The sequence below is a fragment of the Dyadobacter endophyticus genome (genome assembly GCF_014641595.1).
Classification (GTDB): Bacteria; Bacteroidota; Bacteroidia; order Cytophagales; family Spirosomataceae; genus Dyadobacter; species Dyadobacter endophyticus.
On sequence record NZ_BMIA01000002.1, the window covers coordinates 510,122 to 527,763 of the forward strand.

The 17,642-nt window shown below is 49.0% G+C and carries 15 protein-coding genes; 8 read left to right on the forward strand and 7 right to left on the reverse strand.

The features are described 5' to 3' along the window. Positions 1-66: 66 nt before the first annotated feature. Both IEY24_RS14260 and IEY24_RS14265 read left to right on the forward strand, forming a co-directional pair. Positions 67-252 carry a hypothetical protein gene (locus IEY24_RS14260; RefSeq protein ID WP_188933136.1) on the forward strand — a complete coding sequence of 62 codons (186 nt, stop codon included), beginning with the start codon at positions 67-69 and terminating at the stop codon, positions 250-252. Continuing rightward, positions 233-754: a DUF6169 family protein gene (locus IEY24_RS14265; protein WP_188933138.1), complete on the forward strand. Its 522-nt coding sequence runs from the start codon at positions 233-235 to the stop codon at positions 752-754. The genes IEY24_RS14260 and IEY24_RS14265 overlap by 20 nt, the downstream gene beginning before the upstream one ends. On the opposite strand, the gene IEY24_RS14270 is transcribed toward IEY24_RS14265, so the two are convergent. The 6 genes from IEY24_RS14270 to IEY24_RS14295 form a co-directional block, all read right to left on the reverse strand. Beyond that, on the reverse strand, positions 749-2,548 hold the full coding sequence (locus IEY24_RS14270; protein ID WP_188933140.1) for a hypothetical protein: 1,800 nt from the start codon (positions 2,546-2,548) through the stop codon (positions 749-751). The genes IEY24_RS14265 and IEY24_RS14270 overlap by 6 nt on opposite strands. Before the next feature lie 82 nt (positions 2,549-2,630). After that, positions 2,631-3,026, reverse strand: a complete 396-nt coding sequence (locus IEY24_RS14275; RefSeq protein ID WP_188933142.1) for an iron chaperone — start codon at positions 3,024-3,026, stop codon at positions 2,631-2,633. After that, entirely contained in the window at positions 3,007-5,187 is a 2,181-nt protein-coding gene (locus IEY24_RS14280; protein ID WP_188933145.1) for an ATP-binding protein, read from the reverse strand. The genes IEY24_RS14275 and IEY24_RS14280 overlap by 20 nt, the downstream gene beginning before the upstream one ends. Positions 5,188-5,316: 129 nt before the next feature. After that, the gene (locus tag IEY24_RS14285; RefSeq protein WP_188933147.1) at positions 5,317-6,084 is read right to left on the reverse strand and encodes a LytR/AlgR family response regulator transcription factor; all 768 of its coding nucleotides are present in this window, start codon (positions 6,082-6,084) and stop codon (positions 5,317-5,319) included. A gap of 34 nt (positions 6,085-6,118) precedes the next feature. Next, positions 6,119-7,147 carry a sensor histidine kinase gene (locus IEY24_RS14290; protein WP_188933149.1) on the reverse strand — a complete coding sequence of 343 codons (1,029 nt, stop codon included), beginning with the start codon at positions 7,145-7,147 and terminating at the stop codon, positions 6,119-6,121. Positions 7,148-7,197: 50 nt separating this feature from the next. After that, on the reverse strand, positions 7,198-9,573 hold the full coding sequence (locus tag IEY24_RS14295) for a TonB-dependent receptor (protein ID WP_188933150.1): 2,376 nt from the start codon (positions 9,571-9,573) through the stop codon (positions 7,198-7,200). Between the two features lie 211 nt (positions 9,574-9,784). Here IEY24_RS14295 and IEY24_RS14300 point away from each other — a divergent pair, with 211 nt between their 5' ends. The 5 genes from IEY24_RS14300 to IEY24_RS14320 all read left to right on the forward strand — a co-directional run bounded on the left by IEY24_RS14300 (position 9,785) and on the right by IEY24_RS14320 (position 16,211). Continuing rightward, positions 9,785-10,324, forward strand: a complete 540-nt coding sequence (locus IEY24_RS14300) for an RNA polymerase sigma-70 factor (protein ID WP_188933152.1) — start codon at positions 9,785-9,787, stop codon at positions 10,322-10,324. 86 nt (positions 10,325-10,410) lie between these two features. Then, entirely contained in the window at positions 10,411-11,088 is a 678-nt protein-coding gene (locus tag IEY24_RS14305) for a hypothetical protein (RefSeq protein ID WP_188933154.1), read from the forward strand. A gap of 8 nt (positions 11,089-11,096) precedes the next feature. Then, positions 11,097-12,320, forward strand: a complete 1,224-nt coding sequence (locus IEY24_RS14310) for a DUF4374 domain-containing protein (protein ID WP_188933156.1) — start codon at positions 11,097-11,099, stop codon at positions 12,318-12,320. A gap of 298 nt (positions 12,321-12,618) precedes the next feature. Further along, the gene (locus IEY24_RS14315) at positions 12,619-13,770 is read left to right on the forward strand and encodes a PepSY-associated TM helix domain-containing protein (protein WP_188933158.1); all 1,152 of its coding nucleotides are present in this window, start codon (positions 12,619-12,621) and stop codon (positions 13,768-13,770) included. Beyond that, positions 13,767-16,211 (forward strand): TonB-dependent receptor, encoded by a 2,445-nt coding sequence (locus IEY24_RS14320; protein WP_188933160.1) that lies wholly within the window; start codon positions 13,767-13,769, stop codon positions 16,209-16,211. The genes IEY24_RS14315 and IEY24_RS14320 overlap by 4 nt, the downstream gene beginning before the upstream one ends. 315 nt (positions 16,212-16,526) lie before the next feature. On the opposite strand, the gene IEY24_RS14325 is transcribed toward IEY24_RS14320, so the two are convergent. Next, positions 16,527-16,709, reverse strand: coding sequence for a hypothetical protein (locus tag IEY24_RS14325; RefSeq protein ID WP_188933162.1), 183 nt, complete (start codon positions 16,707-16,709; stop codon positions 16,527-16,529). A gap of 211 nt (positions 16,710-16,920) precedes the next feature. Here IEY24_RS14325 and IEY24_RS14330 point away from each other — a divergent pair, with 211 nt between their 5' ends. After that, positions 16,921-17,640: a LytR/AlgR family response regulator transcription factor gene (locus IEY24_RS14330; protein ID WP_229222307.1), complete on the forward strand. Its 720-nt coding sequence runs from the start codon at positions 16,921-16,923 to the stop codon at positions 17,638-17,640. The last annotated feature ends 2 nt before the right edge of the window (positions 17,641-17,642 follow it).

The following is a 17,642-nucleotide window of genomic DNA, read 5'->3' on the forward strand; positions in this document are numbered from 1 at the left end:
TAAACGGCCTAGAGTTCATAGGGGTTTTCTAGTTTTGATAAGAACTTCACAAAAATCTTTCAAACTATGGAACAAACAACGACACCTGCGACCACTCCAGAAAGTGAGGAAGTTGCGCCTGAAAATCGTCCGGGACTTGTACTTAATAATATTGCTGCAAGAATGATGCAATCAAGGAGGGATATAGACGCTTACCGCCGGGGAGAAATGTCACAAGCCGAATTTGACGCACTTGGAATCAAATTCTACTGAAGTTTATCCCAACGAGCGTTTTGGCAGCTACTTCTTATTCACGACGGTGCAAGACATCGTCGTGAAAGTAAATCTATTCCAGGATCCAAGATTTTTCCCCGATAATCCTGAAATAGAGGAAGCCTTTAACTTCTTTATCGAAACGAATAAGCATTCTATGGGCCTTGATGCCCGGCTCAGAAATACTGTAATAGCTATTCTGGCCAATTTCCTAAAAGAGAATAACCCGATTATCATTTACTATTGTGATCCACTCGACGGTAGGGGGCACTTGCGATATGCGAAGTTCAACAGGTGGTTCTATATGGTTGGTGATCCATCCGTCGAAAAACATGACCGGGAATTCATTGTCAACGACTTGAAGATCGACGAGAGCGGCAATGTTTTTAGAACAAAACTAACAGTCTACGCCTCCATTCTTCTGCGAAAAAACCATCCTGATTACGACTCTGCTATTAGTCTCTTCCATTCCGGAGAATTGGACAAGACCGGCAAGCTATGAAAGCCCGGCCTCAATCGCCTCCAATTGCGCCATCATCTCCTGGCGGTAGGCCACGGTCTGATTGGTAATTTCCGGGATCAGCTTTTTGTAATAATTGACCCCTTCGAGCAGGTTTGCACGGAATTTGGAGAAGTATTTGGCCTTCTTGTCGTTCAGTGCGGCAGTATGCCGTTCTACATCCTTTTTGAGATAATCGACATAGAGATTCAATTCGTTGATGAACATATTGGGCCGGAGTTGCCTCGCCAGCAGGTCTATTTTTCCATAAATGTGCCCCACCATTTCGTCCAGCGAATAAACCCCCGAGAACCAAGCCAGATTCGGGCCCGGACAAATTGCTACTGCACGATTTTCCCTTGGTTTGATCAGATTATTCTTAACGAGCGCTGCTGTACTCAGTCCGTCGCAAAGGCAAAGCTTTTCGGTAACTGCGCTGATTTGCATTTGAAGGTCGGCCGGCTGCGGATCGAGCGCTTGCAGTTGCCTGATTTTCAATTGCTGATATTGGCGAGAAGCCGTGCAGATCGGTTCTTTGGTGAATTCAGTGTTTGAAACGAGATAACGTTTGTGACACGGGCTGCCGGGACGTCCTTTCGCAATGCGTTCGAGCCGCTGTTTCTCGGCAGTGCTGTCTTTAAAGTTGTTAAAAAGCACACCCAAGGGAGACGAATCGCTTACATAGTATGCATCGCTGTCGGCATTGGCCAATGCATCCAAAGTGGTCTTGTCGACATTCGTAACTTCCGGTACGAGCAGGAATGGGCTTCCCCAGCCCGTAGCTTCGATTCCGTAATATTCCAGCAAGAATGCGTTTTCAGCCGCGGTACCAATGCCACCTTGCACGGATATGCGTGTACGCGGCGTTCGTGTGAGCGTAATACGCTTGTTTTCCAATGCAGGCTCGTAGAGCGCTAGCAACTCGGTAAGCATTTCGGCGCGGCGGCTTTTGAATTCTTCCAAAACCGGCCCCAGAAGGTTCCCCTCCGTGGCAAATGCATGCCCGCCGCAGTTCAGTCCCGACTCAATGCGGAATTCGGAAACCCAGATGCCTTTCTTGGCTAAGAACTTCGCCTGGATTAATGCCGAGCGATAATCACTTACTTTAAGAATCAGTTTTTTGCGAAAGTTGCCTTCCTGGTCCGGAAAGAAATCGGGAAAAACTTCGAGATAACTGTACAAACGTGGATTCATGCCCGCAGAGAGGATAATTGAAGATGATAATTTGCTCAATGCGAAGCCGCGGAGCGCGGCCAATGCGTCCGTATAAATTTCATCAAGCACATTCCCGTCGCTATCCACATTCATTTTATCGACTTTCGACATGATATTCACGTCGATGCTCCCTGCTACCATTTGCTCACGTAAAGCAGCCGCTTGTGCATCCCGTTCGGCGCCTTCGGCCAACGCAAGCATTGTATCATACAGAAGTTTCATGTCGGAAGTCGGAGGTAAAAGGGTGAAATAGCGATCGATATCATTATCGCCACCGAACGGCTGACTTCTCAATCTTTCAAATTCTTCCGTCACCATGCGGTGCATCAGGTCGAGGTAAGCCGTGATCCTGCGGCTGCGGTAGTCCGGCTCCGACTTGACAATAGGCGAGTCGTCCTCCCCGCGCTGGCGGGCATAATGTACGCGCATTCGCTCGATCAGTTCGTCGTCGACGATGGACGCGACGGAAGAAATGCCATACTGGGCGACTTTAATGGGGGTATCGATGGAGTATCCCAGTCCGAGGACGGGTATATGAAAAGTATGCGGCATTGTTTTCTGGATGAGGTCTTGATAGTTCATCCAAAAGTACTCGGCCACCGCCGCAGGAAAACTGACGCCGCTTAGCTATGATACTGAGAAACGTCATACAGCCCCCACAGCTTCATTTTTTCTTCGCCTTCTGGGGCTTCGAAGCCGCCGCCAGTTCATTCTCCTTCATCCGATAGGCCACAATGCGTTTAATTAAGTCGAGCGGCAGCGGGTCCTTATCCGGCAATTGAAGCGCCGACTTGCTCATTTTGTAACCGGAAAGCTCCGTTTTGAACTCCGCCAGCAAAGCCTCACTGTAAGGATAAGACAACGAAATGTGGTTTGTCGCAGCCGAATAATAGATCAGAAATCCAAAATGCTTGTAAGCCGGAATCTGGTAACTGATTACTTCCTCGGCATCCGGTGCCGTCTCCCTGATCGCATTCCGGATTGCTGCCAGCCGCTCCTTCTTCTCGCTGCCAAATGTATCCTGATATTCGTCGACGGATTTAAAGTCTGTTTTTGCCATGCTGATCGAGTTCTTTGATGAGTAATTTTGAGAGCGAGTTGCCTGTCGTCCCCGCACTGAAAACTGACGTCAATACCGACAAAAACTCCTTCTCCGAAAATGGCTTGCCCAGCACACCGTTGATGCCCAGATCCGCGTAAAAATCCTTGTCGCGGTCGGACAGATCGCCGGTAAAACCTACTACCGGCGTGGATGCTTTCAGCGGATCAGCATTGCTGCGGATTTGCCGGGTTAGCTCGGAGCCATCCATGCCGGGCATATTGATATCAGTGATCACGAGGTCGTATGAATGCTTCTCGAAAAGTTCGAGGGCGTCGTCCCCTGAGCCTACCAAATTGTAGGAGAGCCCGTACTTTTCAAGCAACCTGCTCATCAGTACGAGGTTCAGTCTGGTATCGTCGGCGACGAGCACTTTTTTGCCCTGCAATACTACTTGCTTCGTCACAGGAGATTGGCTCTGGGCGGATTTCCGCTTTTCGGCCACCTCCATCGGGATCGCTACTTTGAACTCCGATCCTTGCCCCAACACACTTTCAACTGAGATTTTGCCCCCGTGCAATTGTACAATCCGCTTGCATATCGCCAGCCCGAGCCCTGTGCCCTGCTTCCCTACCGAGGCGCCGTCAATCTGGCTGAAATCTTCGAATATTTCCTTTAAATGTTCCTGTGCGATACCGATTCCAGAATCCTTAACCCTGATTTTCAGGCGTTTCTTCTGTCCCTCGACACTTTCCAGACTGGCTTCTACCAACACCTTTCCATGTGTCGGCGTAAACTTTACCGCATTGCTCAGCAGGTTAATCAACACTTGCTTGACTCGGAACTCGTCGCCTAAGAGGCATATTTCCCGCCCTACGTTGATTTTAGATACAATTTCGATATCCTTTTCACCCGCGAGTACACTCATCAACGCCAGCACCTCATTGACGAGCTCTACCGGACTGAAAGCCTGATATTGCAGTGTCAGTTTACCGCGTTCCAATTTAGAAAAATCCAGCAGATCGTTCACCAGCGTTTGCAAAATCCGTGACGAACTTTGAATGGCTTCTACGCTTTCCTTCATCTGGCCGTCAAGGCGATCGGAGTCCATGAGCTGGGAAAATCCGATGATTGCATTGAGCGGCGTCCTGATTTCATGCGTAACCTGCGCCAGGAATTCCCCTTTATTCCGCGCAGCTTCGGTGGCCAGCGCTGCATATTTGACGATCGTTTCGTCGTTGTGGTACAGTTTTACCAGGTTGCGGATGATAATGATTGTCATCAGCAAGACCACAAGCGCGCCAGCCCAAAATAGGTGATTTACTTCTTCAAACTCATTCGATGTTTCGGTCAGCAGCAGGCGCCTGAAATTCCTCGCTTTTTCTTCCTCGGTCGCTTTCAGCGATTTAAGGGTCAATTGCAGATTGGCAAACAGCTCTCCATTCAGGAAGAGTAATTTTTGCTCCGCCTCGTTAAGTTGTCTTTTTACCCGGTTATACTCGTCGTAACGGCTCAAATCCAGCTCGCGGGCAAGCAGATAAGGCATTACCAGCGAATCGCGCTGGATAATCACCTTCGTTTTCTCTTTGGCAGCACCGTCGTCGTGCTTGTTCGTAATAGCGTCGGCCAGCCTTTTGAAAAGACCGCGTTTCTTCTTTTGTATATCCTCAGACACCACCGAATCGACCTTGGATGTCCTTTTCACACGAATGGGCGAAGGCTTCGGTTGGGATTGTTCGTGCTGGATTTGCTCACTGCGTTGTACCGAGAGGGCAAAAAGGCTGTCGACCAGGATCTTCATCCGGATAAATTCCGCATTGCTTTCCCGCTTGCTTTGAATGAGGCCAGACAATGCCGAAGGCCGGTCGGCATGCTCGGTTTCGAACTTGTTGAGAATGTTGGAAACATCCTGAAGCTGGCCCGAAAATGCCGTAAGGTAAGCTGAATCCTGTGTAATAATAAAGAGCCGGCTGTTGTTCTCTGCCACATAGAGGAGCGAAATACAACTATCTATCTTCTGGTAGCCATTCATATCCTTTCGGAGTTCCTGGATATTCTCGCGGATCGTCTGCGATTTTGTGCGCGTCAGCAAAAGCGTAAAAACGAACGATCCGAGTATAACAACCAGTAGAATGGTCCAGACAAAGAACGCCCTGGATAAGGTGCGGAAAGGAATTTTCATCTGGGAAAACCTATGTTTCGAGGGTTGGTTTGAGACAAAGGTAAACAAGCAGATACAAAACACTGCCATACCGGTCATCTATTATTTAATCTACCAAACCACCAGATCAGTTACATGCCAATGCATTGGCTAAGTTTCCAGCCACGCTTTAAACGCCGGTGCCTTTTCCCTGCTAACAACCACTTCCTGAGAAGTCTGCGGCCGCAGCTCCACTTTAAGTTTGCCATTAAAATAGGTGTGGATCTTCTGAATAGCGTCGATACGGGCAATGAACTGCCGGTTGAGCCTGAAAAAATTCAGAGGGTCTATCAACGATTCCAGCTCTTCCAGCTTATAATCGACCAGGTATTGCCGGCCGTCGCTGGCGACCAGGCATGCCATTTCGTTAGCTGTATAAAAGTAGGCGACGTGCTCCTGGTTGACAGGGATTAGTTGTTCTCCGTTTTTAACCAGAAACCGTGTTTTAAAAGGCCGCTTGGTCATTTCAAGGCTATCCAGCAGCGTTTCCACCTTTCTCGCATAAGCTTTGGGAGAAAAATCTTCCCGAATATTCTCGTATTTCCGGATCGCTTCCGCCAATTCGGGCGCTTTAATCGGTTTCAGGAGGTAATCGATGCTTTTGACGCGGAATGCCTTGATCGCGTACTCGTCGTAAGAGGTCGTGAAAATGATCGGGCTGTGCGCGGGAAATTCTTCGAATATCTGAAAACTCAGACCATCGGCGAGCTGGATGTCTGAAAAAATAAGGTCCACCGGTTCCGCGTTCGCAAACCATTTCCGGCCGGCCTCGACGCTGTCCAGCACCGCAGTCACTTCCATCCGCGGATCGAGTTTTTTAATCAACTTTTCCAGCCGTTCCGCTGCCGGATATTCGTCTTCAATGATCAGTATTTTCATAGCTATCGGGCGGAACCCGCCCTGGTGTCGTCATCTATCCCGCTAACTGGTCCAGTAGCGGTATCTTTACGGTAAATCGCTCCCCATCGCTGATTATTTCCACTTCCCGGTCGGTCAACAGGCTATACCGGTTGATAATGTTCTGCAACCCTACCCGGGTCGATTTTTCCAGAATGGTCTTCTCCGAAATATTGTTCTCCACCACCAGATATTCGGAGGCCTCCTCGCGGATCACAATCCGCAACGGGTGTTCGCGCGAGGCCACATTATGTTTAATTGCATTCTCAATCAGCATTTGCAGGCTCAGCGGCGTGACATGCTGCGCTAATGTGGCTGTCGAAAGCTGCTTTTCTACCTGCAAGTTTTCCCTGAACCGAATCTTGTTCAAATACACATAAGCATCCACGAAAGTGATTTCGTCGCTCAGTAATACCGTGTTTTTGTTCCGGCTTACGAGCACATACCGGTACACGTCCGACAATCTTTCGAGGTAATCCTGCGCGGCGGTGTTCTCATCGTCAATGAGTGCCGCCAGCGTATTCATGCTATTGAACAAAAAATGCGGATCCAGCTGGTTTTTAAGCACTTCCAGCTGGGATTGTACATTTTCACGCATCAGCGCTTCCGTTTTCCGTACATTCATTTTCCAGGCATCAAAAAAATAAACCGCCTCATAAACCAGGTACACGATCACCGTCGGCACGATGCTGATCCGGAAACCCATCGCCAGCGCGCTCACGTGATAAACCGGCTTGTAATAAACTTCATCGAGTAGCAGCGACACCACGAAAACATAGGCCACCGCCAGCACCGCCTCCGCAACCACCCTTCTGCCGGTTTGGTTATATTCCGGAAAAATGCGGCGCATCCAAATGATAATGTACCGGTTCCCCTCCCAGAATGTAAGCGTGAGCAACGTAGAAAAAAGCACACTGAGGAAGAAATGCTGGCTCAGTTTCAGGAATTCGTCAAAGGCGATCATCACGGCAATAACCATTCCCATGAACGGGATACCGATGATCCGCCAATTCCTGTCGTTGAGCGTATAAGCCTTTTCTTTCATCGCAAGTGAATATCGGCGGGCAAACTACTCGTTTACACGCCAATTTTCAATTAAAATGTATACCGGAAATAAGGTACCGGAAAAAACGGTTGCTGATACTGGTTCACCAGCTCGTTGGTACGCGGGTTGTAGGTCTGCTGGAAAATGTTTTTGCGGGCCGTCACGTTCTGCAAATCCATCGAAAACTCCATGGTGCTCCGGCGCATCTCGCGACGGTAGGAAAAACGGATGTCGGTGCGAAAATAGGCGCTTTGCCGGAACGAATAAGCGCGGTTTTCGTCGTAAACGGCTACACCTCGCGCCCGTGACGCAGCCAGGTTCAATGGCGTAATGTATTTACCACCCACCAACGAAGTTTTGATATTGGCGCTCAGGACATTGTTGTTACCCAGGCGGAATTCCTTACCTCCCAGCACATTGAGCACATATTTCGTATTAAAAGCAGTGTTACGCTCCACTTTATCGCTGCCTTTGTATTTCGAATCGAAGAATGAAGTCGTGAGCAGGAAGTAATAGCCTTTGTTGAAATACTTTTCCAAAGTAAGCTCGACGCCCATATTATGGCCGCTGCCCTCATTCACCAGGCTATCGCGGTCCGAAGGCCCAAACGAGGCGCCCATATTCAAAGCCGAATAGGTAGACGCCCGCTGCTCAACCGGCACATTGTAAAGCTTTTGGTAATAAGGCTCGATTTTCAATAACAGGTTTTCGGTCAGCCGATTCTGATAGCTGAACACAAAGTGATGGCTTTTGGTAAAACCAAGATCCTTGTTAGTCCGCACCGGCCCCGACTCGTCCGGCGTTTGTACAAAATAGGTATAGATATTCTGTGCCTGACTATTCAACCCGTACCCCACGCTCACGGATTGCCCTTTACCAAACACGTATTGCAAACCGGCCCGCGGCTCCACGGCGACATTGTTGTTCAGGTTATAATGCTGGAAATGGATTCCTGTTGTGAAGATCAGTCCCTGTGAAAGCCGGTATTTCCATTGCCCGTAAGCTTGCGTGAGCACTGTATTCTCGCCACTTACATTCGCGCGAACGGTGTCGATCTTCCCGCCCTGGTAAATCGAGCGACTGTACAGATCGAAATCGAGCACATCTACGGTAATGCCTCCGTAAAGGCTGCTTTTTGCATTCATTTTATGTCTCACATTCAAAACCGCGGAGTATTTGGAGGTATTGTATTTCGCTTCGCCGCTCAGGAAAGCTTCACGCGCCGGATTGCTGATAGAATCGCCGCTGAACCGCTCTCGTGTTGTACTCATACCCAGGGTAAGTTTGGCGAAAGTTTTGGCAGTTAGGTTGTGTTCGTAGGCCAGTCCAAAAATGTTTGTACCGTATTTCACACGGGTGTTGGTGTTTTCGGTGCCGTACATATTCGAAAGTGTTGTATCAACCTCATTTCCCAGGAAATTCACGTCACTGCTTCCTGTTATGCCAAAAAACGTCAACTTGCCTTTGTTACCGGTTGGCACGGCCACTTTAAAATTCAGATCCTGGTAATCGGGAATAGCAGTGCCGGTTCCGAATTGCAAACCGAGCGCTTTGAAAAGCCCGAGCGTCGAGTAACGGTAATTCAAAAGGAAGGATGACTTGGAATTCCTGGAAAAGGGCCCTTCCGCACCGAGTTCAAAACCGTTGAAGCCGACCTGGCCCATTAGTTCATGTTTCTGATTATTGCCTTCGCGAAGTTGCAGGTCGAACACCGCCGCCAGGGCATTTCCGTATTGGGCAGGAAAGGCGCCGGTAAGAAAGTCGGATTTACCGAGGACGTTGTTGTTCAGCATGCTCACCGGCCCACCGGTAGCCGCGAATGAGCCGAAGTGGTTAGGATTAGGGATATTAAGGCCTTCCAACTGCCACAGCGTACCCGACGGCGAGTTTCCGCGGACCACGATGTCATTCCGCGAATCGTCCCCGGACACTACCCCTGCGAAATTGGCCGCCATCCTCGACGGATCGCCCAATGCGCCGGCATACCTTTTCGTATCGTCCACATTAAACGACCGGCCGCTTACGAGCGACAGTTCATTATTGGTTTTAGACTTATCGCTTTTGCGGTCGGCTGTAATTGCTACCTCATTTAGGTTTTCTACCGCCTCAGTCATGGTTACATTCAAAACCACTTCCTTGCCCGCCGTCACAACGATGTTCGACAGGCGCTGCGGCTCGTAGCCCACCGTTGTGATCTGGAAAGACTGGCGACCCACAGGCACACCCGGAATGCTGAACTCGCCCCGAAGATCGGTTACAGCACCAACCGGACTTGTCCCGGCCTCGCGGACGAGTAGTATCGACGCCCCGATTACCGGCGATTTGGAAACTTCGTCGCGGATTGTCCCGCGAATCGTTTGCGTACCTTCCTGTGCGTATAGGCTGGTAGCGAAAAGAAATGTCATGGCTAATAGTAATGCTTTCATTGGCTAAATTTTGAATTGATAACCAAATTTCTCCATAACACGCTGTGTTTGAAATCAGGTGGGCGGTCAACCGTACGGATCCGGGGGCGAAGCGGCGGGAGCATTCGGGGAATCGTCCGGGGATGTAAGGCGCAAGCGCACCAAACTTATTTGGACTTATTATAAACAAAGGCCTATATTTGCCTATCGAACCTGCTCGCGCCCCGATTGCATGACTGCCCATACTACCGATAACGCTCCTTTCCGGATAGACGAAACGTCTTTCAAGCAGATATATCTGGCTCATTGGGAGAAGGTTTACGCGGTTTGCTATCATACTGTCCGCGACCCGGAACCTGCGAAAGGGATGGTGCAGGAAATCTTCAAATCGCTCTGGGAACGGAAAGACGAGCTGGAAATTACGACCTCCGTGGAGCGTTACCTGCTTCGTTCAGCCAAATTCAAGGTATTTGAATACCTTCGGAATACCAAATCCCGCAAGGAGCATAACCAGATCGCATTTGCAGACTATTGCGACCGCACGCATTGCACCGAGAACGACATTCTCTATAACAACCTCAAAAACAAAGTCGATGACCTCGTGGACACCCTGCCCTGCCAGTGCCGGCGCGTCTACAAAATGAGTCGCGAGGAAGGACTAAGCAACAAGGAAATCGCCTCGTCGCTGCTGATCTCCGAAAGGGCTGTCGAATACCACATTACCCGGGCGCTGACGACACTTCGCGCCAACCTTGCCGAATATATGCACTAGAATCGCGGGTGCTGCTTACGGCTAAACTCAATTTATGCTACTTTTACTTTCAGGAAGCGTCACCAACCGAACTGTGTAGTATTTGAATGAAGATCAGTAAAGAACTTATTGAAAAATACCATCATGGCCGCTGCACCGACGAAGAAAACGCTGCGGTGGAAGAATGGTTGCTAAGCGACGGTGCCGACGAAACCATGGAATGGACCTTGCCCGAAGAAAAAGCGGTGCTGCAATCCGAAATGTGGAATGAAATCTCAAGTGTGCTACCCTCTTCGCAAGAAACGCCGGCTCCCAAGGTAAAGCACGGCCTGACGCGCCTGCTATGGAAACCCGCGGTGGCTGCGTGCCTGCTCGCCATATTGGGATCGGTCCTTTATAGTCGGAAGCACGAATCCATCACGCGGGAAGTAATTGCGCTCAACAATAGCTCGGGCACGGAAAACAGGGATCTTCACGAGAAAGATTTTACACTTTCCATCGCCCCCAAAAGCAATGTAGCCCTCAATAGCAAAACCGGCATCATGGATTTCTGCGGGGCTGTGCTGATCAGCCCTAAGGAGGACATCGAACTCATCTTTCAGGGCACCTGTGCCAACCCTGCCCAGAACCGGGAAAAGGTTTCTCTAAAAAAAGGGCAAAATTACATTGCCCTCAACTATGGAGGCAACGCAAAGACGGGCGAAGTGATCGTCGTCGAGGAAGGGGCCATGGTAAGCCTCCCGCCGCTTGTTTTAAAGCAGCTCATGCATCAGTTCAATATTTAACCTAACTCATGGCACATTGTTACCGGGGTTTTGTTCACCTCGTTCTCTTCGTTTTGCTTTGCGTGGCTCTGCTGCCCGGCTGCCGGGAACAATCCAGGGAAAAAGAACTTATCGCCGGAAAGAAGTACAGCGTGTATGCTATGATGAAAAACGGCAAAGAATATATCCTTCAAATCGATTCGCTTGCTTCGGGTGAAATTAACCCCGAAAAATCTGGTGCGAGCGTCGTTCCTGCGCCACTTTACTATGACCTTATCGTGCGCGACGGCAAATACTACAGCGTCGATCGCCGGACCGGGTCTTTCGTGCGATACAAGATTAGAAAAGGGGAATTTGTGAGGGACACGGCCATTGCTGTAACGGGCTTTTCGTCAGTTGAAAACTACAACTGGCTATCGCAAGACTCCTTAATGATCCTCGGCTACGACGACGAAGCCCGGAAAGTGCGTTATGTAAAAATTGATGTCCGTGACCTGAGTATTACACAGGGCACGGTACCCATACCTGCGCCTTTCGGCAACTACAACTGGCTCTCCATCGGTTTTTCGCAGTTTCTTGAAAACAAATTATACGTTGGCTACTGCTACCACTCCTCCTCGCTCGACAACTATACCACTGGCGACACCATTTACACCGCCATCCTCGATTATCCTCAGCTCAAAACGCTCAAAACGCTCAAAGACACTCGTTCTGTTTACCCGGGTGGGGTGAATACGCGGCAAACCCACTCATTTGTGACTGAAAACGGGGATTTCTACTTCATTGCCTGCCCGGGGATAGCATCCGGAAATTATCCGGAAAAACCGACCGGCATCTTCCGCATTAAAAAGTCAAGGGATGAAATCGACCCGGGATACTTCTTCAATATCTCAACGTCTGCGATTAAAAATCACGGCTATGGATTTTGGTACGTGGGAAATGGCAAGGCCATCGTCAGAACCGAACGCAAAGGGCTTTACACCGGCATGAAAGACCACTACAAAGTCCCTCATTTCGACTTCTTTCTGCTCGATCTTGAAAATCAAACCACCAGCCGCCTCGCTCTTCCACTCGACAAGGGGACTTCGCGCCAATGCGTGCTCGTTGAAATTGCGACAGTGTATATTACTGTTAATTCAGGAAAAGAGGGGTGTTATGTATGGATGCTCAATGCAGAAACCGGGTCTTTAAAAAAGGGGCTGAAACTCAGTGACGACACCGAATATATCTTGCGGTTGGAGCGGCTGAAGTGAGTAGCGTTCCCTAACCATTCGTCACCTCTTGAGGAGTAAGGCCAAGCAGGTCTACGATCATTTGGATATCGACACCTTGCTCTTCATTTGTCGGGCTGTAATTATCTTCCGCTCGGGATTTCATCCATTTCCATAGTGTGTCCTGACAGAGGTTAATGTGTTTCCAATTTACACGAAAGCGCCGCGGCCGCATTTCGCGATGACCTTCCCAAAAGCCATTTTTCACCAAACGGCCTTCGGGAAATGAGCAGTTGGGCTACTTATTTCAAAAGATTGGCGAAATAAGAATCAGTATCCAATGAATATCTTTAAAAAAATCAATGCATGGCTGCACCTTTGGCTCGGGCTGGCTTCCGGCATTGTAGTTGTGATAGTGGGCTTCACGGGTTGCATCCTCGTTTTTGAAAGCGAGTTGGAAGCCCTGACACTAAAACATCTGCACGCCCCGAATCCCAAAAACAGAGCCATGCTACCACCATCCGCATTGTGGAAATCAGTCAAACAGGCGCTGCCCGATAAAGAGATTCACAGCGTTTGGTACCATGGCAAAGACCAGACGGCCCATTTCAGCCTCAACTCCGATTCGCTCGTTTACGTAAACCCCTATACAGCTGAGATCGTGGCGATGGTAGATCATGAGGATTTCTTTCATTTTATCCTCGATGGCCATACCAGTCTGTGGATCGAAGGAAAAATCGGAACGGGAATTGTCAGCTACGCTACTCTGATATTTTTCATACTGTTAATCACCGGAATAGTACTCTGGTGGCCCAGGAAGTGGACAAAATCGGAAAAAGACAAGGCGTTGACGATCAGATGGCGGGCGAAGTTCAAGCGTGTCAATTACGATTTGCACAACGTGCTGGGCTTTTATTCGCTCACCATCGCATTGATATTGGCGATTACCGGGTTGATCATGGGTTTTCAATGGTTCAATAAAAGCTTCTATTGGCTTGTTTCTGGTGGACAAGCGCCTCAGCGCTACGAACGCGCGTTTTCAGATACTACGCAAAACGTGCCATTGACGAGTGTGGCAAACATAGATGCGGCATGGCGAAAGGGTGTTACGGAAATCGGGGTGCTGAACAAAGATGCGATCATCGTTTCGTTTCCTGAAAAGCCTTCCGAGCCCATCGACCTGTGTACGGATATGCATAATGGCTCCTGGCGCTACGTGTACCTCGACCAACATACCCTGGAAGTACTACCTGCAAGCCAGCCGCAAATCTCGGAGCTGGATGTGGCCCAATGGCTCCGCCGGACGAATTATGCCATGCACGTAGGCGCGGTCGGCGGAATGCCCACCAAAATCCTGTTCTTCATAGTCAGCCTGATCTGCACAAGCTTACCTATCACCGGATTTTACATCTGGTGGGGTAAAAAGGCTAAAACCAAAAAGCGCCCCCTCCGTTCTCCGGCATTCATCCGCAATACGCTTTCTTCCTTATGAAATTTCAATATAGCTACCGCTTCTTCTCGTCGGTTCTGATTAGTCTATTGATCGCTCAAACCAGCTTTTCTCAAACATTGCCCGGTTATCTGATCAAAGGGACGCTCATAGATTCTGCTTCTTCCAAAGCCATTGAGTTTGGCACAATCAGCATTCTCGACGACCAGCAGCAGATAGTGGCGCTTACCTATTCCGATGAAAATGGCTTTTTCAAATCCACGGATATTAAAACTGGTTCGTATTTTCTCAACTTATCGTTTGTAGGTTACCGCCAGAAACGGATCGCTTTCACAATCTCCTCCGCAGCACCGTTTGATTTCGGAAGCATAAAACTGATTTCCGACGTAAAGCAACTGGATGCCATAACGGTTACGGGTATGAAACAACTCGTTGAGCAACAGCCGGGGATGCTTATTTACAATGCTGAAAAGGACATCAGCAATACCGGCGGAACAGCGGCAGACGTACTCAGAAAAGCCCCCATCCTCAATGTGGATGCAGCTGGGAATGTCACCATGCGGGGAAATTCCAACCTGCGCATTCTCATCAATGGAAAGTACTCCGGCCAAATGGCCCGCAATGCAGCCGACGCCTTGAATATGATGCCTGCGGGATCAATCAAGTCCGTAGAGGTGATCACGAGCCCTTCTGCCCGATACGACGCGGAAGGTGCGGCGGGGGTTATTAATATCATCACCAAAAAAGGGAACCAGAGCACGAGCGGCACTATCGAAGTAGTGGGTGGGAACCTGGAACAGGCAATTAATCCTCGCATCGCGATAAACCGAGATAGGTGGAACGTCAGTTCAACGCTTCATTTGCACCGGTTCCGCAACAAGGAATTGTCAAGCATCCACCGTACCACATTCCAGAATGGTGCGGAGACAGGTAAAGTCCGTCAGGAGATCCTGCGCGACAATGCCAAACCACACAGCTCGGGGGATGTCCAAATCGAATACCTGGCCGATAGCGCCAATGCTTTCAATTTCTCGGCAAACGGCTGGCTTGGCAACTGGCCGCAAAACGGCGATCAGCATAATAGCAGGCTTACCCCGGATAGACAGATCATCGACCAGTTCTATCAATCCGTCAAAACCAAAGCGCCCAATAAAGGGATGGACCTGAATTTGGGTTATACCAAAAAATTCAGAAAACCGGGCGAAGAGCTGTACCTGATGGCGCAGTATAATCGCTCGATCGATGATTTCAATTACAATGCTAAGCAGTTCGACGATGAGCAATCACTCGTGTACCGGGAAATCAACGACAACACCACGCACAACCGCGAATGGACGTTCCAGGGAGACTATATCCTGCCGCTCACAACGTCGGGTAAACATGCGCTGGAAAGCGGCGTGAAAGCCATTTTACGTAACGTAGGAAGCGACTACCAGGTGCAAGCCAGCGAAAACGGCACACCCGAAAACCTCGGTACTATTCCGTCCCGCACCGACCGCTTCGATTACCGCCAGGACGTGCTGGCAGCTTATACCCAAATCAAATTTAAATGGAGCAACGGCTGGGCCCTGCACGCGGGTGCACGTATGGAAGGCACTTTCCTCGAAGGCCACCAGCGCGATGCGGGCGTACATTTCACGAGCAATTTCTCGAATTTCGTGCCGAGTGCGACTATTTTCAAGAAGCTCGATGCGAACAATAATCTTACATTAAGCTATACCAAACGCATTTCCCGCCCCTCGATCTGGGACCTCAACCCCAATCGCGAAAGCCAGGACCCTAAAAATGTCGTTGTTGGCAACCCCTCGCTCAAACCGGAGGAAGTGAACCAAATGGAGCTCACCTACGCATTGCAGACGAACTCCGACCTGTTTCTGAACATCTCGGCATTTGGCAGAAAAACCAATAATTCCATCGAAAGCATTGTAACCATGGACGCCGCGGGTGCGGCCACTACCACCAAGCAGAACCTTGCCTCCAATGCGCAATATGGTCTTAATTTCTCGACGTCGTTCTCGGTCCTGCCCGACTGGAAGATCAACAGCAACGCCAACATTCGTCGGGCGCACTTCAAAAGCGGCGTACTCGGGATCGACAACAAGGGCGCTGCCTGGGGAATCAATGTCAATACAAGCGTGAAACTACCCGGAAATTACAGTGTACAGGCATACGGCGACTATGATGCCCGCAGTATCGAGCTGCAAGGCTTCGAAGGCGCTTGGTTTTATTATAGCTTTTCAGCAAAGAAAGAGTTTCCCGCACGCAAGTTATCGGTCACGCTCACGACTGTGAGCCCCTTTGGCTCGTATCGATCTCAAAAGGAGGTCGTAAGTTCACCGGAATTCTATTCGATCATGCGCAACCAATACCTGATGCGCTCGGTAAAACTATCGATCAACTGGGAGTTCGGCGGGCTATTCAAGCAAGGCTCGGGACGCAAGATCAATAACGACGACCTTAAAAACGTCAAACAAGGCGGATGATACCTAAGGGTTAATCGGCCGTCATCTGCCTCGTATCAATGACAGGCTTGTCGATATTCAGCTACAAAAACGGATGCGATACTTTCCCAAATCCGAATTAATTGACCGTATGATTTCGCGCAATGGAAAACAAAAAAGCCCCTGACAAAATGCCAGGAGCTTTTCAATTTTTAAGCACCCATTTTACTTATAAAAGTTATCATTTTCCAGTACAAGCCCGGATTGTTGTTTTCTTAGATAAAAGTTGTCATTTTCCAGCTTAAATCCAAATCAAAACAACATATTCAATACCCGGGAGTACCTGGACGTGAGAGATCACCTGTTTAATTTCGCTAAAATCAAACCGTGGAATGCCGGATTACCGGCAAAGTTTGCAAATGAAGTATAATAGTGGTTAGTATGAAACAGAGACGGGTATTCTTTAAACCCTCCTTTAAATGCAATTCCTGTATGTTTTTTATCATGGCCAATAGCTTCTTTAATTCTTCCGGAAAGCATCTTTTCCTTAGCGGGTTTAAAGTAATCCTAAATCGGTGGCGAACTAAAATAATTTCGCCGAATTATGCATTAATTTCGACCAATACCTATATTATTGCAGACGAATGAAATTTAGTATAGTAGTTAAGGTCAGAGTATGTTGTCTCCCGGCAGGTTGCGGTGTATAATTGTAGACGATGAGGCTGATGCACGCCGATTGATTGAAAAATATGTGCAGAAAGTTCCCTTTCTCGAATTGGTCGGCTCTACCGAGAGTGCTACCGATGCCCTGTTCCTGATCAGGGATGTGAAGCCGGAAATAGTATTCCTTGACATTGAAATGCCCGAAATGACCGGATTTGAGCTCTTAAAGCTCCTTCCTGCCACCCGTCCCGCCGTGATCATGATTACGGCCGACCCCTCCTACGCGCTGGAAGGCTACGAGCACGAACTGACCGATTACCTTCTCAAACCAGTCTCTTTTGAAAGGTTTTTAAAGGCCGTCAACAAGGTGGACAGCGTGCGTTTCCAGAAACATTTGCCGGGCGGTTCCGAGACGACCCATGAATCTGTTTCATCCCGCAAAGAATCGCTGGAACACCTACCGGATACCGCGTTCTCCGGCACCCGAAATGACTTTCTTTTATTGAAAGAGAATAAAAAACTCATTAAAGTAGCACCCAGTGAAATACATTTCATTGAGGGCATGCGTGATTATCTCAAATTATATTGGGCGGACCGCGTTGCGGTGATTCATATGACAATGGCCAAGATCGAAGAAGCATTGCCTCCTGCGCAGTTTCTGAGGGTTAACCGATCCTATATCGTCAATAAAAAAGTGATACGAGAAATTGAAGGCAATGAGATTACCACGAACAGCGGGCGGAAAATTCCGATAGGCGTAACCTATCGCGCTAATGTGCTAGCGGCGTTACAGAAGAACAGAATCTGACA